Below are 13,944 nucleotides of genomic sequence, written 5' to 3' on the forward strand. Positions count from 1 at the left end.
ATATAATCAGGTGAAATTATGAGTGAAGAGTTAGTCAAACCTGGAGAGAGACAAGTAGAGGAAATGGAAGGTTACATTAGAGAGTTGTTAGACATCATGAACGACATTCTTACTAAAAATAAAAGAGCACTTGCTGATGCTGGTGTATCTTCCAGGCTCAGCGTTATTCTAGGAATTATGACCATGCACAGATACAATCCAGACTTATTCATGCAATATTGGAATGAATTCAAGTCATTAGTTGACAAATGCAGATCTGTACCCACTATCAAGGATAGGATAACAAACGAAGTGGATCCCCTAATATCTGAGATAGAATCCATTAAGTCCGCTGCTGGGCTATAATCGAAGGTAACTCTTTTTCAGCGTTCTTGAGATGTTTCTCCATCTCTCCCTTAGCTAAGGAGGAGAAGGGTCCAGTGTACCATTCCTTTATTTTGATCATGGACTTTCCTTGAGTCACTTCGAAGATGAGGAAGTCGAATCCAAACGATACCTTCAATAATGGTAACTTCTGGGACGCACTGAACTTGACAGTGAAGGAGGTCTCCTTTAGTGATAAGGCCTGAACCGAAAGTGGGGTATCCCAGCTGATTACCCATTTTATTCTTAACGAGTATGTGTCCTCTCCCAACTTGGAAACAGACTTTATTTGAGGTATGATAGCCATGAGAAGTGTAGGGTCCCTAATAATGTTGAACGCGATCTTGGGTTCGACGTCAACATCTATTAACGTAGACTTGGAAACTTCTTCCTTCCTTGAAGGATAAACAGTTATCTTTATTGTATTACCGTCCTTCATCACGTTCTTCTCCATGTCAAGTTCATCTGCTATATCCTCGACTATCTTTTCAAGTTTCTCATCAACTATGAAGGTTGCTCTTTCATTTTCATTTAATATCTTCATCACTGTGACCCTTGCTGCAGATTCGTTAAAGTTAAGTAGATTATAGTCTGTCATTACTATTCTCTTGGTTAATGAACTATTTAAGGTTAACATTAATTTTTACAAAAAATTTCCTTATAGCAATCAATTATCTAGACTTGAATAAGCTAGTCATCTTAAAACCTAAAATAGATTACAATAATGTATATATGAAATACTGACAAGAGAAAATACATATATAAACTATAAGAAAATAAGTTCAAATATTTAGTTTTTGACTTAAAACCTAAATTATTTCTTGTATCTCAGGCTTACTGATGAGCTCTTGGAAAGCCTTAATCAAATCCTCTTGAGTAAAGCCGAATATCACTGGTTTCTCTTTATCGAAGACTTCCTTTATTTTTCTGTCAACTTCTGACGGTGGAGTACCCTTTAATGCATCCTCAAGTCTCTCAAGGAATCCCTGAGGTGACATAACAAAGAAGTCTCCGGATATGGATACTTCATCTATGGTTTTGTTGAACACTCTAAGAGTAATCCTAAGTAGCTTCCTTGCCTTGTAATCCATGTGGCACAAGGCGAGGGAAGAGTTTATCTTCACGCATCTTTCGGTCTTCAAATCAGGATGTCTATTATCCTTAAAATATATCCATTCCTCGTCTATTTTCTCGTTTGCAAGCTTATCCCATTCCTCTATCTCCTCTGGAGTTAGGTTAGATTCCTCGAACTTTACGTTTAGCTCTTTTTCGAACTCTTCCTTAATCTTCTTATACAACTCTTCCTTTGAAGGGACGTAACCGATTTCGTCCTGAATTGACGTTAACCATCCTCTCATATCCTTCGCTACTTTATCCCTAAATTTCTCGGAGGGAACCTTTATGCACTTGCTCATCAATTCCACATCTAAGGTTAAGAGTATGTTGCCCGTGATTACTACTGCTTTACCTCTAGTCATGGCACCGTTTCCGCTTATCTTCTTTCCTTTTACAACTATATCTTGATCCTTTAATGTGGCGTCTATTCCATAGGATCTTATTACGTTAACTATGGGAGTCAGGAACTTCTGATACAGAGCAGAAGGAGATGACGGTGCATCCTCATGCCTTACAACTAGAAAGAAGTCCTGCTCCCCAGGGGTTATTACTACAGTTCCTCCTCCAAGATCTCTCCTAACTACTGGTATTCCCATTTTCTTGGTATATTCAAGGTCAACCTCTAACCATACTTCCTGATGAACGCCTACATTGACGAAAGGCTGTTTAACGTTAAAAAGAAGTAAAGTATTCTTACCTCCATTGGACACGTAATCGGCTACGGAAACAAAAGAAGTTACCATATGGTAGCCGTCTTGTGGAGGTAAGGTAATATACCTCCAGCTCATTTCAGAGCCTCTTGCATTGTAGTTTTTCTCCGTTTATTATCTCGCTCATTTTCGCTACTGCGTCTGAGCCAGTAAGGAGTTGCTTAATTTCCTCTGGATTATTGACCTTCATCTTCACTAGCCATCCTTTTCCGTACGGATCTTGATTCACCAGTACGGGGCTCTTCTCTACCTCAGTATTGGACTCTAATATCTCGCCCGTGACAGGTGATGGGACTGGACCAGCCCACTTTCCGCTCTCCATAGTTGAAACTGGTTTTCCTCTCTCTATCTTCATTCCCTTTTTCTTTATTCTTACCTTAACAACTTTTCCAGCCATGGTCTGGGCAACGTCAGTTATTCCTACTATTATTGTGTCCGAGCCTTCCATTTTAGCCCATACCGTATTTTTTCCCTCTATAAAATAATAGAGGTCTTCTGGGATTTCACAGTTTGAAACGTTTGCCAACTATATCCCCTCTTTCTCTATATCTAATAAAAAACTAAAAAACTTTCCTATGAAGATTCACAATATTAATTATTTCATGTTCCTCTGGAGCGTCAAAAGCGTTTTAATGTAAATTACCATGATACTGTGGACGGAGTCTCTAAGTTAGAAAGATGAACTCTTTGATTTTAATATAGTTTTAAAAGTAGAAATTTATATACTAAGACTTAAAAATATAACATATTATAATATCAAATAACGTAACAAAAATATTGATACACCATTTCGTTATTTTATGACTAGCTCAATCATTAAGAAGTTAGCATTATAATTAATGTTTGTACTGAAAAATACCATGCTAACAATTAAACCTTAGACACACTGTCTGTTCCATGTTGTTTACCAGATCTCTTAAGTACAAATAATACTTGTAAAGCTCCTCCATACCTTGATCTGTTATTCCTAAAACTATGTCATCTCCTATTAGTACCTTCTTTTCCACTAGTCCCTTGTCTTCCAGCGACTTTAGAGCTCGAAGCAGAGAACTTCTCCTCATTCCAGAGTAACGTCTAATCTCCTTTACGCTAAGCTCGCCTTCCGAGAGCAAAGTTAGCACGGTAAGTTCTGTTACGTCCATCATTTATCCTTATGTGGAGGGGAGTAATAAGCACCTAATTAATGAAGGATAAACCGAAAATTGTTTTAAAGTCAATAATAAAGAAATACCTTCCTTTTTAGTTTATCAGGGAACAAGCCACGGTAGCTGAGATACTCCTCTTTGAAAGTGATTCATGTTAAGCGTAAAGCCTATCAAATTATAAAGGAGCGAAAGCATTTTGCCACATTATGAGAAAGTCAGGATGTTCTTAAATTCCACTTGTTTAATAGATCATTATGCCTTTAGTTGGAGTCATAATGGGAAGTAAATCTGACTGGGAAACAATGAAGGGTGCATCGGAAGTATTGCAGCAATTCAACGTAGACCATGAAGTCAAAGTGGTGTCAGCACACAGAACTCCTGACTTCATGTTTCAGTACGCCAGGGAAGCACGTACAAGGGGCCTAGAAGTCATAATTGCTGGAGCTGGGGGTGCAGCCCATCTTCCAGGGATGGTAGCTTCCCTAACTACGTTACCCGTGATCGGAGTTCCAGTACAATCCAAGTCACTTAACGGTATAGATTCTCTTTTATCAATAGTCCAAATGCCCTACGGAGTTCCCGTAGCAACGGTTGCCATAGGTAATGCTAAAAACGCAGCTCTGTTGGCAATCAGAATTCTTTCCTTGAAACATGAAGAACTTAAAGAAAAACTTGAAAAGTTCTCGCAGGATATGAAGAACGATGTAATGAATACGGTGCTTTGAAATGGTATCCGTTGGAATTATGGGGGGAGGTCAGCTAGGTTTAATGATGATAATGGAGGGTAGACGTCTACCCTTTAAGTTCTTCGTAATGGACGACTCAGATTCTCCAGCGTGTATGATAGCTGATAAGTGTTTTTCCCCGTCTAATTACAAGGAATTTGTGGACTCCAGTGACGTTGTAACGTTTGAGTTTGAACATGTGAGCGAAGAGGCTCTGATTTACGCACATGACGAGAGAAAGCTTTATCCTTCACTAGATGCGGTAGAGCTAAAGAGGGAAAGGTATAAGGAAAAGGAATATTACCGTAATCACGGCTTGCCTACCCCTCGATTTACCGTAGTAAGGGGAGGTGACGAAGCCCTTAGGACCCTCAAAGATGAGTTCAACAATTACGGTGTTATTAAGAGGTCAAAGGGAGGATATGATGGTAAAGGACAATATTTCGTTAGGGGAGATCCAGCAGTTGCGTCCGAAGTGAAAGGTATGGATTGCTACTTTGTAGTTGAGGAATTTGTGGACTTTGACTTTGAGGCTTCAGTAATAGGAGTGAGATCTATAAGGGGAGAATTCTCAGCATATCCTCCAACGTTTAACTTGAATCTAAAGGGTATACTAGTTTACAACTATGGTCCTTATGGAGATCCTGCAATGCAGGAAATAGTAAGGAAACTAGCAGATTCCCTTAATTATGTAGGAGCAATGGGGGTAGAATTCTTTGTCAAAGGCTCAAAGGTAATGATAAACGAGTTTGCCCCAAGGGTTCACAACACAGGTCATTACACATTGGATGGAGCTCTGTTCTCTCAGTTTGATCAGCACGTTAACGTAATAACTGGCTCAAGTCCTCTTTCAACTGAAGTAACCACGCCTTCTGGGATGCTCAATTTATTGGGAGTAGAAAAGATCCCGCAAATTTCAGAAGGTAAAGTGTACTGGTACAACAAGAAGGAAGCCAGGAAGAGGAGAAAGATGGGTCACATAAACGTTGTGGGCAAGGATTTGGCTGAAGTAAAGGGAAAGATTGATAATTTAATGAAACAAATTTACATTAAAGGCTTAGATCTATGAGATTCAATTTCAAGTTATGGATTGAAACCGATGAAGGAAAGCCTATCCTCGGAAAAGGAGGGCTGGAGCTTCTTAAGGCTATACAAAAGACCGGATCTCTTACTAACGCTTCTAAGGAGACCGGTATGTCCTACAAGTTCGCTTGGGAATACGTTAAGAGGATTGATAGTTCAATAGATGGAGTTAATATGAGAAAGGGAGGAAGAAATGCTGGAGGTTCAGCTATAACACATGAGATGGAGGAATTGATGAAAATATATGAGGAGGTAGAGAAAGAAATACAGGGTATTTTAAAGAAATATGACGAGAAATTAAAGGAAATTAAAGGTAATCAGGATTCAAATAAGCAACAAGGAATCTAAACATTAACGCCTAAAATTTTTAATCTTTATAATCGTTCGAGTTAATTTATTAAAACTTTTTAGAGATTACGTCAGTTGGTAGTGATGAAAAGGCATAAAAGCTACCCATTCGATATTATAAACTAATTTAAACAGGTGTTAGTTTTGCGTAAACTTGATGACATGTTCGTTGACGTTTTCATGATAGCAGCCATAGCATTCACTGTGACTTTAGTGCTTTCAGGAGTAGAGAGCCTTATGCACTCTCCAATCCTTTCTTATTTAATTATAGCTCTGGAAGTTGAGGGAATAATACTCTTTGTTTCCTTCCTGGGTAATGCATTTACACCACTTAGAGATGAAAACGTAGATTTCTCAAAGAAGAATCAGGACTCTCCTCTTTCATCAGATGACAAAATTTCTATGAAGGAGAGAAGCTCACTATATTTTCATCAGGATGAGCCACAGTTGGATTCTGATCTCATTCCGATAGATAAATGGTACGATGAAGAAAAGGGAACTTGCATAAAAGCTATATCTAAGGATGGAGATAATTTCACTTTTTGCTACAAGCAATCTAATGAAATAAATGGAGAAAGAACTAGAAAGAACTAACATAATATAAAAATAACGCAAGTTAAGACTAAAAGCTTAAGACTTAAAATTCTATCTCCCAAATAATAGAAAACTTTTTGCGATACCTCTTTAATTAAAAGTATTTCCTTCTATGATTCTGACTCTGTAATACTCAAAATCCTCGGTATCCCTCTTAAAAATCTTCCTTGATAACTATATCTTCATGATAATGAGGCCGAAAGATGAGACAGAGGTTTCGCAGATTCTAAGCGAGTTCAGCAAGTCAGACAAGAAGATAAGGATTATAGGAACAGGAAATCATGACGCTAGATTGCTTCCTAGATATTCTGAGGACATCTTATCTACAAGTGAAATGACTGACTTTTCCATAAAGGACGGAATAGTGGAGGCGCAGGCTGGTGCCTTGGTTCCTAAAATAAGGGAGGAGGCGTCTAGTCAAGATCTACTACTTCCTCTAATATACGACGGTACTGTAGGTGGAGCCTTAGCCATGAACGTCATGAGCTCCTTGTCTACAGGATTCGGGACTCCTAGCAATTTCGCAGACTACGTTAGAGCAATAACGCCTAAGGGACCAATCTCATGGAAGGGTTTCATAGGTTCAAAGGGAGTGTTGGGAGCAATCAGCTTCGCTAAGATGAGAACCTTTAAGAGACCAGACCACGTATACATTTACGAAAGGACAACCCCTGATCCAGGATATTTCATGTTATACTCCTTCATAATAGCTAGGAATAAACCAATAGCGTTCGTGATGGAGTATGAAGGAGGAAAATACAGTGTACATGCTTCCTTTACAAAAAAGGACATACACGCAGAGGGATTCTCCATAGATGAGGGTATCCCTGCAGTAGAGGAGAGCGGAGGACCCAGTGCTGTGGTTGAAGTCCCCTCGTTGATAAGCGATTTCAGAAGGATAGCGGAGGAGACTAATCCGGCTTACGCTTACGCAATTTATGGCTACAATTACGTCTTCGTTTACACGAGTGAGATTGAACAAATAGCGGATATGGGCTACAAGGTCTTTCATCGAGGGTATATACATCCAGCCTACTTGAAAGTGAAAAGATTTATCGACTTCTCAAATACTATCATTTAGATTAACCTACATGAAAGAGAGAAACATTTCATTAAGCCTTCAAATACTTTAAGAAAAAGATTTAAGCTTCACTTCTATATAAAGTTTGATAGGGAACTAATGGGATTATTCAGCAGAACTAAATACGATAAGCATAAGGTAGCGCTTTACCTTATACTTAAGTCAACCTTTGGACTTTCTACTACTAATTTGCTTTACTTATTCTATATCCTAGATAAAGAATATAAAATTAAAACTGGAGTAAAATTCAAAAGATGGTTTCATGGCTTTTACTCCAGGGACGTGACGGACATACTTTTTGATTTGGAGGAGAGAGGTTTAATTGAGCAGACCCGACGTAAGAACGAATATCACGAGTGGCTTTACGCTGTTAAGGCTGAATACTTAGATCAAATAAAACATGAGGTGAAAGACATTTCGCAGTTCGACGAGCTATTCTCAAACCTAGCAAATATGCCCTTGATTATTATGATGGATAAGGTAGACAAGTTGAATCAGCGTAGATTAGGTTGGTTACATATTTAATCTCGCTGATAATAAAATTCTATTCATCCAATTAATTTCTGAAAAATAGAAAACTTTTTAATTTCTTTGTTACTGATACGTTACAAATGAAAGTAAAAGTATTTTCGGTTCTTTTGCTTCTGATTCCTTCCCTACTGTTTGCGTTCACAGTGAGCGGAAGTGAGGCTCAGACTACGCAGGTTAATTTCTCTGAATACAGTATTTCTTTTCATTCTATTAATTCAGTTTTGAATGTTGGTACTACTACAATGACCATATCCAATGCTACTTTTAACGGAACGGTATCAGGTCAGTTTAAGGTTATGAAACAGACTGCCACGTACTTAGTAAGCGAAGGTAAAACAACCCACGTGAATGGGACCTTAACAGTACATGTAAATCAGGACGGGTTTGTGAGCGTGAGATCTCCAATTCCTCTTACCGAAGTTGAGGTAAGCACGGATTCCCAAAATGAAGTAGTGTGGGCGGGTGCACCGTCTAGTGAAGTTCAAGGCTACGCTTACATTAACGGGACGGGAACTTTAACTGCTTATTTCCTAAACGGAACCTCTATGGATAAGATAGAACTTAACGTAAGTGCAGAAGGTAATTTCACTTTACCAATTAACTACACTGTGAACGAACCTTCGTTGACAATTAAGAGCACAAGTGAGAGTGAAATTACAGTAGAGTTGAACGGATTTGAGAGGTATCATTCTGGAAACTTCATGATGAATGGTTCCTCATATATTAACATAGGTGGCGTAAATTACTCACTCTCAACTTCCTACTTCGAAGGTAAATACGTACCTTCTATGATATGGAGGGCTATGACTACTGGCGTTATCGTGGGCAATGGTGCTGAGGTCAATTATATGAACGTAGAGTTCTTTGGAGTTAACGGCACTGAAGCTGGTTTCGTAAGATCAATGTTCGTATCCAACGAAGGTCAGATAGGTTTCGCGAGTAATTCATTCCAACATTCTCGTCTCCTCATTGTTAGATATGAGGGGGTTAGCCTATTAAGTGGACCTACTTTTACGATAGAGAGTAATGGAGTAAAGGTTATGGTAGTTTACAATCATGATAACGTTTCTACAACAGCCTACGTGAAAGGAATTCATAAGGTTCAACACGGACTGTTGGTCAAGATTTTCGTGAATTCCTCAAGCTACTTGTTCGTGAATTCTAGCAACGCAACTACTGTTCCTCAAGTTAAACCGCAGTTGACACATGTTAATATTAAGGTAAACTCCACAATTTATAACGCACTGGAAGCCGATATAAATGCTAGCGGATACGCTCTGTTTAACCTAACGGTACAAAACGGTTCATTCTTACTTTATAAGAACGTAAACGGGCAATTAATTCTGGTAAACCACGAGGACTACTTCATTTCGAATAACACCTTAATTGTGTTCTCTGACCCCGCACAACAATATTATTTAATTTACACTAATAACACGTCCCAAGTTTCTACTTCATCCTCGAGCTATACCTCAACTTCAAGTATGTCCTCTTCAAGTCCTCTTCAAGCTCATCGTCGCAATCAAGCTATACATCCTCCTCAACTTCGTCCTCAACAATTTCTCCTAGTATGTCAACTTCCACTCCATCTTCTTCGGCTTCATCTAACGTTCAAAACTACACTGTTTACATTATAGCTGTAATAGTTGTAATTCTGATAGCTGTAGGAATAGCCTTATTGTTAAGGAGGAAGTAACTTATAGAGGTAGAGAAGCTAAAAATTGTTTATGAAATTATTTTGAGCTTATAAATATTTTTTTCTCTTTTCCTTCATAGCGTTTTGGTAGAGTTGTTCATTTATCCTTCTTAAAAGTGGAAATGATAACGTCGTCGTAATCATCTTTCATGGCATTTCACGTTCTGGCTAAAATATTTATTTAATAAAATAAAGATAAACTGTAATTTATGATATAATTTAAAAAGGGACTGAACTCTATTATTCACCATGGATAAAGTTTTAATGCACGTAGGTCCAGTAACGATCAAGGACGACATCCTTCTGGCAGGAGTAAAAAACAACGTAGGCTTTACGTCAAAGGAGTTTGTTGACGCTTTCTCCACGTCCTTGAAAGGGTTAAGGGAGATAACCAATGCAAAGTCATATCAACCGTTTATAATCCCTGGGGGCGGAACGTCAGCAATGGAGAGTATAACTTCCTTATTAAAGAAGGGAGATAACGTTTTAGTGGTTTCCAATGGAGTCTTCGGCGATAGATGGGAGGCAATATTAAAGAGATACCAAGTTAATGTAGAAGTCCTAAGACCTAAGCCTGGATACTACGTTAAGCCTGATGAAGTGAAGGAAGCTACTGAGAAGAAACATTACAAGTTAGTGACTTTCACTCACGTAGAAACCAGCACTGGAGTCAGGGAACCCGTTGGGGAGGCTGTAAAGAAGGTTAGGAACGACGTTGACATCACTGTTGTTGATGGAGTATCAGGCATGGGAGCAGAGGAAGTTAACGCGGAAGAGTGGGGAGTAGATGTCTATATTTCCGCAAGTCAGAAGGCTTTGGGTTCCACCCCTGGGGCTGGACTCTTAGTTCTTTCAAATAAAGCTGTAGAAATGATATCCGACGATTCTGTAGCTGGATATTATTTAAACCTGAAGAATTGGTTACCAGTTATGCGCTCCATGGAGGAGGGAAAAGCCATGTATTTCGCCACGCCACCGGTGCACACAATTCTTCAGTTGGCACAAGCATTTGATGACGTAAGAAAGGAAGGTATCCATAATAGAGTTAAAAGACACTCCTTAGTGTCTGGTGCTATAAGAGCAGGCATTGAAAGTATGGGACTTAGAATAGTGGCTAAGGCTCCAGAGACTTATAGCAATAGCGTCACCGGGGTTGAATTAAGAAACGCAGATCCTAAGAAGGTAATGGAAGCTAGTATTACTGAGGGAATAGAGTTCGCTCCAGGAGTTCATCCTGCATTCAAGTACTTTAGAATAGGTCACATGGGATGGGTTACGATTAACGACGCTCTAATTACAATAGGCGTGTTGGAGAGGGTTCTGAAGTCCCTTGGCGAGGAAATTAGATTAGGAGAAGGTTTAAGGGCTGTTCAGGAGTACGTGGAAAATCACGACAATCATAACCCCAAATAGCCTTAAACCTTTTTTATAGCATTCAAGCGACACATGAAAGGAGAAACGTTTCATAATATCTACTTTAAATCTACGACGTCATGAATGGAAAAAGCCTACCTTTAGATCAAAGCCATAGAAAAATATTTCAATTGAAGTAGAAGTATTACACATTAAACAGGAAATGGTTCAACTAAGGTTATGAAATGGCATATGCCTTATAGCATATACTGTGTAAGTATATATACATGACAGATTTTCGGGATGTATTAAATTTCTCAATTATGAGGAAGAGATTGGCTCAATTCGAGGACGAACTTAAGCTCAACAGGGAAAGCCCCAAGTCGCTCAAAGCTGTCGTGAGGGAATTCGTGGAATTTACAAGGGCAATTTACGGAGAGGTTACAGACCTCAGTTTCAGAGAACTTCTTACGAAACAATTGAAGGTTGCCAAGAGGATACTCTTAACCATCAATATGAGGTGGATAATTCTTTTCGTTTATAGGAGAATCTTAACTAACCTAGTTAACTCTTTAGTAAGCTTAATAAATGCCGTAATAAACCAGATGAAGTTATGAAGCTACTGTTTTCTTCTGGGACTTTCTTTTTTATAACAGGTAAGGCAAGGAAATACAGCAACACTGCTTACGCTTTACAGGACGGAGGGTGCCAAGGCAAATGCGCCTTTTGCTCGCAATCCACACTTTCATCAGCACCTAAGAATTTCCTTTCAAGGGTAAAATGGTACTCCGCCAACTTGGAGGATTTCAGCGATATAATATCCTCTAATTTTATGCGATTCTGCCTCCAAACCGTGTATAAGCCTAACTTCGACGAAGAAGCATTAGAGATCATGAAGACGGTGAAAACACGCGGGAAGTCAATTACGACTGTCCCAGTAGATGAGTTGAAGAGGTTCTTGAACGTTGGTGTGGACTACCTAGGCGTGGGTCTAGACACAACCGAGTCAATGTTCCCAAAGGTGGGTAAGCCCTTTTCCTTTTCCACTTACATGGACTTCATTAGGGAAGGAGTTAAGATATTCGGCAAGGGAAAGGTATTCGTACACCTAGTTTTCGGGTTGGGTGAGAGCTTAGATGAATTTCTTAACCTCATGCAGGAAATATACAATATTGGAGCAGAGGTAGCTCTCTTTGCCTTCACTCCGGTGAAGGGCACGCCGATGGAGAACAACTCTCCTCCAAGTTTACATCAATACCGCTTGGTTCAGACAGTAAGGTACTATCTTTCTAGAGGTATACCTCTCTCCAAGTTAATGAGGAACGGAGAGTTGACTTTACCCAGCGACTCGACCCATTACTTAACATCAGGCTGTCCCACATGTGATAGACCTTTCTATAACGAATCTCCCACTGCTCCTATTCCGTATAACTTCTCCGTGGTGATGAAGGATTAAGGGTTTCGTTCAGCTGCGGAAGTTCGCCACAATAAGCCTCACAGGAGGTTCTTGTGCTCTATCATGTTCCTACTGTTCCTCACACTATATTTCCTCTATGGAAGGTGCAATGTCTATAGATGAATTTGAAAAGGCAGTCAGAAGGATGAACTCAGTAGGTGTAAATGGATTTCTAGTGAGCGGTGGTTTCGATAGAGAGGGATCCCTTCACTTAAGTAAATACATTCCAGTCATGAGAAAGTTAAAGAGGGAATTGGGAGTGATCTTCAACGTTCATCCTGGGTTGCAGACAAAGGATGTAGTGGAGGATATGTCTGACGCGGTTGACATGGTTGACTTTGAGTTCACTTACACTGAGAAATCAATTAGGGAGAAGGGACTAAACAGGAAACCAGAAGATTACTTGAAAATGTTAGAGATCCTTATGGACAGAGGTCCAAAGTATGTTATACCTCACGTAATGGTAGGAATTCCGGGAGATGAACCTGAATCATCGATAAGGATTGCTTCATCATTTCATCCTTACTTAATTAACTTACTCGTGCTAATACCTACTAAGGGCACCCCTTCAGAAAGTTACGAAATGCCCAAGTTAGAAGACGTGGTAAAAGCGATGAAAATATCGTCATCATTGAACAAGACCTCACTTGGCTGCATGAGGCCTTATCCCATGAAAAAGGAATTGGACAAGATAGCAATGAACTACGTTGATAGGATTGCGAATCCACATCCTTCATTAAGAGACAACATGGAAATGTATGACGCTTGTTGTTCCCTACCAGAGGAATTCTTCGATCGTTTTAGAATGGGAGTTAGAAAATGAGGCTCATCATATCTGGTGGAGCGTCTGGAGAGGAGCAAATGGCGATGGATGAATCCATGCTCATTCTACTTTCAAACGGGTTATTGGAACCCACAGTTAGGATATGGAACTTCTTACCAACTACTCTTTCCATAGGAAGGTTTCTTGCATACGAAGATTGGGTAGACGAAGGTAAAAGATTAGAATTGTCAATTCCCGTAGTTAGGAGGTTTACCGGAGGAGGTCCAGCTCTTCACGACGAAAAAGGAGAAATAACATGGACCATCGTAGGGAATTTCTCCATGACTGAAGGATACGAAATTGCGGGGAAATCTATAGTCAACGCCGCAAGGGAGTTGGGTGTCTCAGCTACGTTTACTCCGATAAACGATGTAGAGGCAGAGGGAAAGAAAATATGCGGTATGGCCGGAGCGACCAGAAGGAGAGCTACCTTGATTCACGGTACTTTCATGTTCAACACCGACTTGTCAATGCTCTCCGTTATAAGGCTTCCCTCTGCAAAAGAGAGCGTAAGAGGTAGACCGTCATCTAGGGTAACTACTATCTCATTATTGCTGGGGAGAAGAGTAAGCAGAGAAGAAGCATTGACCGCAATAATAAATGGATTCTCATGGCTAGGTTTAAAGGAAGGAAATACGACCCAGATAGAGAGAGACCTAGCTAAGGAGTTAAGCTTCAAGTATAGCAATGAAAAGTGGACGAAGATCAGATAACCTCACATTAATGTGGAGTTCTTTAATTTTGATGCTGAAAAAGGTAGAAACGAAAAAGAAGGGGAAGAATAGAAGTTTGTCTTTCGCAATTCTAGAAAATTCTGTAAGAGTTTACTTGCAATCTACTTTTTGGCTGTAAACTGATAATCATTTCGCTTATCTAGATCCCTTATAAAAGATTATTACCTCTTCAGGCTATTATATCAC

17 protein-coding genes are annotated in these 13,944 nt (G+C 39.5%); 13 read left to right on the top strand and 4 right to left on the bottom strand.

The features are described 5' to 3' along the window. The first annotated feature begins 18 nt into the window (after nt 1-18). Entirely contained in the window at nt 19-345 is a 327-nt protein-coding gene (locus RQ359_RS06585; protein WP_054838683.1) for a hypothetical protein, read from the top strand. Here the strand turns inward: RQ359_RS06585 and RQ359_RS06590 are convergent. From RQ359_RS06590 to RQ359_RS06605, 4 genes are all read right to left on the bottom strand, one after another. Beyond that, on the bottom strand, nt 323-961 hold the full coding sequence (locus RQ359_RS06590; RefSeq protein WP_156017297.1) for a hypothetical protein: 639 nt from the start codon (nt 959-961) through the stop codon (nt 323-325). The two genes, RQ359_RS06585 and RQ359_RS06590, sit on opposite strands and share 23 nt — an antisense overlap. A 211-nt stretch (nt 962-1,172) precedes the next feature. Further along, a complete protein-coding gene (locus tag RQ359_RS06595) occupies nt 1,173-2,267 on the bottom strand; it encodes a lipoyl protein ligase domain-containing protein (RefSeq protein ID WP_054838685.1) in 1,095 nt (364 codons plus the stop codon). Nucleotide 2,268: 1 nt separating this feature from the next. Next, nucleotides 2,269-2,715, bottom strand: a complete 447-nt coding sequence (gene gcvH, locus RQ359_RS06600) for a glycine cleavage system protein H (RefSeq protein ID WP_156017294.1) — start codon at nt 2,713-2,715, stop codon at nt 2,269-2,271. A 337-nt stretch (nt 2,716-3,052) separates the two neighbouring features. Then, entirely contained in the window at nt 3,053-3,331 is a 279-nt protein-coding gene (locus RQ359_RS06605; protein ID WP_054838686.1) for a MarR family transcriptional regulator, read from the bottom strand. A 257-nt stretch (nt 3,332-3,588) separates the two neighbouring features. Between RQ359_RS06605 and purE the strand changes: the two genes are divergently transcribed. The 12 genes from purE (at nt 3,589) to RQ359_RS06665 (ending at nt 13,737) form a co-directional block, all read left to right on the top strand. Beyond that, nucleotides 3,589-4,059, top strand: coding sequence for a 5-(carboxyamino)imidazole ribonucleotide mutase (purE, locus tag RQ359_RS06610; protein ID WP_054838687.1), 471 nt, complete (start codon nt 3,589-3,591; stop codon nt 4,057-4,059). A gap of 1 nt (nt 4,060) precedes the next feature. Beyond that, complete coding sequence (locus RQ359_RS06615; RefSeq protein WP_156017291.1) at nt 4,061-5,128, top strand: 5-(carboxyamino)imidazole ribonucleotide synthase; 1,068 nt, start codon at nt 4,061-4,063, stop codon at nt 5,126-5,128. Next, on the top strand, nt 5,125-5,490 hold the full coding sequence (locus RQ359_RS06620; protein WP_054838688.1) for a winged helix-turn-helix domain-containing protein: 366 nt from the start codon (nt 5,125-5,127) through the stop codon (nt 5,488-5,490). Before RQ359_RS06615 ends, RQ359_RS06620 begins: the two co-directional genes overlap by 4 nt. 144 nt (nt 5,491-5,634) lie before the next feature. After that, nucleotides 5,635-6,084 (top strand): hypothetical protein, encoded by a 450-nt coding sequence (locus tag RQ359_RS06625; protein ID WP_156017288.1) that lies wholly within the window; start codon nt 5,635-5,637, stop codon nt 6,082-6,084. Between the two features lie 184 nt (nt 6,085-6,268). After that, nucleotides 6,269-7,165 carry an FAD-binding oxidoreductase gene (locus tag RQ359_RS06630; RefSeq protein WP_054838690.1) on the top strand — a complete coding sequence of 299 codons (897 nt, stop codon included), beginning with the start codon at nt 6,269-6,271 and terminating at the stop codon, nt 7,163-7,165. Nucleotides 7,166-7,264: 99 nt separating this feature from the next. Then, a complete protein-coding gene (locus tag RQ359_RS06635; RefSeq protein WP_054838691.1) occupies nt 7,265-7,690 on the top strand; it encodes a hypothetical protein in 426 nt (141 codons plus the stop codon). Between the two features lie 86 nt (nt 7,691-7,776). After that, the gene (locus RQ359_RS06640) at nt 7,777-9,333 is read left to right on the top strand and encodes a hypothetical protein (protein ID WP_457921144.1); all 1,557 of its coding nucleotides are present in this window, start codon (nt 7,777-7,779) and stop codon (nt 9,331-9,333) included. Nucleotides 9,334-9,641: 308 nt separating this feature from the next. Further along, nucleotides 9,642-10,805, top strand: a complete 1,164-nt coding sequence (locus tag RQ359_RS06645; protein WP_054838694.1) for a pyridoxal-phosphate-dependent aminotransferase family protein — start codon at nt 9,642-9,644, stop codon at nt 10,803-10,805. Nucleotides 10,806-11,032: 227 nt separating this feature from the next. Continuing rightward, complete coding sequence (locus RQ359_RS06650) at nt 11,033-11,362, top strand: hypothetical protein (protein WP_156017282.1); 330 nt, start codon at nt 11,033-11,035, stop codon at nt 11,360-11,362. Continuing rightward, nucleotides 11,359-12,201, top strand: a complete 843-nt coding sequence (locus RQ359_RS06655; protein WP_054838696.1) for a radical SAM protein — start codon at nt 11,359-11,361, stop codon at nt 12,199-12,201. Before RQ359_RS06650 ends, RQ359_RS06655 begins: the two co-directional genes overlap by 4 nt. A gap of 31 nt (nt 12,202-12,232) precedes the next feature. Further along, entirely contained in the window at nt 12,233-13,024 is a 792-nt protein-coding gene (locus tag RQ359_RS06660; RefSeq protein ID WP_256202046.1) for a radical SAM protein, read from the top strand. Further along, on the top strand, nt 13,021-13,737 hold the full coding sequence (locus RQ359_RS06665; protein ID WP_054838698.1) for a lipoate--protein ligase family protein: 717 nt from the start codon (nt 13,021-13,023) through the stop codon (nt 13,735-13,737). Before RQ359_RS06660 ends, RQ359_RS06665 begins: the two co-directional genes overlap by 4 nt. Nucleotides 13,738-13,944: the final 207 nt, after the last annotated feature.

Origin of the sequence: Sulfuracidifex metallicus DSM 6482 = JCM 9184 (assembly GCA_032834875.1) — an archaeon.
In the GTDB taxonomy this organism is placed as follows: domain Archaea; phylum Thermoproteota; class Thermoprotei_A; order Sulfolobales; family Sulfolobaceae; genus Sulfuracidifex; species Sulfuracidifex metallicus.

Excerpts from the sequence above, each read along its gene's own strand:
- RQ359_RS06655 (WP_054838696.1), top strand. The coding sequence starts at position 11,359 with ATGAAGCTACTGTTTTCTTCTGGGACTTTCTTTTTTATAACAGGTAAG.
- RQ359_RS06615 (WP_156017291.1), top strand. The coding sequence starts at position 4,061 with ATGGTATCCGTTGGAATTATGGGGGGAGGTCAGCTAGGTTTAATGATG.
- RQ359_RS06650 (WP_156017282.1), top strand. The coding sequence starts at position 11,033 with ATGACAGATTTTCGGGATGTATTAAATTTCTCAATTATGAGGAAGAGA.
- RQ359_RS06640 (WP_457921144.1), top strand. The coding sequence starts at position 7,777 with ATGAAAGTAAAAGTATTTTCGGTTCTTTTGCTTCTGATTCCTTCCCTA.
- RQ359_RS06605 (WP_054838686.1), bottom strand. The coding sequence starts at position 3,331 with ATGGACGTAACAGAACTTACCGTGCTAACTTTGCTCTCGGAAGGCGAG.
- purE (WP_054838687.1), top strand. The coding sequence starts at position 3,589 with ATGCCTTTAGTTGGAGTCATAATGGGAAGTAAATCTGACTGGGAAACA.
- RQ359_RS06595 (WP_054838685.1), bottom strand. The coding sequence starts at position 2,267 with ATGAGCTGGAGGTATATTACCTTACCTCCACAAGACGGCTACCATATG.
- RQ359_RS06645 (WP_054838694.1), top strand. The coding sequence starts at position 9,642 with ATGGATAAAGTTTTAATGCACGTAGGTCCAGTAACGATCAAGGACGAC.
- RQ359_RS06635 (WP_054838691.1), top strand. The coding sequence starts at position 7,265 with ATGGGATTATTCAGCAGAACTAAATACGATAAGCATAAGGTAGCGCTT.
- RQ359_RS06620 (WP_054838688.1), top strand. The coding sequence starts at position 5,125 with ATGAGATTCAATTTCAAGTTATGGATTGAAACCGATGAAGGAAAGCCT.
- RQ359_RS06585 (WP_054838683.1), top strand. The coding sequence starts at position 19 with ATGAGTGAAGAGTTAGTCAAACCTGGAGAGAGACAAGTAGAGGAAATG.
- RQ359_RS06665 (WP_054838698.1), top strand. The coding sequence starts at position 13,021 with ATGAGGCTCATCATATCTGGTGGAGCGTCTGGAGAGGAGCAAATGGCG.
- RQ359_RS06590 (WP_156017297.1), bottom strand. The coding sequence starts at position 961 with ATGACAGACTATAATCTACTTAACTTTAACGAATCTGCAGCAAGGGTC.
- RQ359_RS06630 (WP_054838690.1), top strand. The coding sequence starts at position 6,269 with ATGATAATGAGGCCGAAAGATGAGACAGAGGTTTCGCAGATTCTAAGC.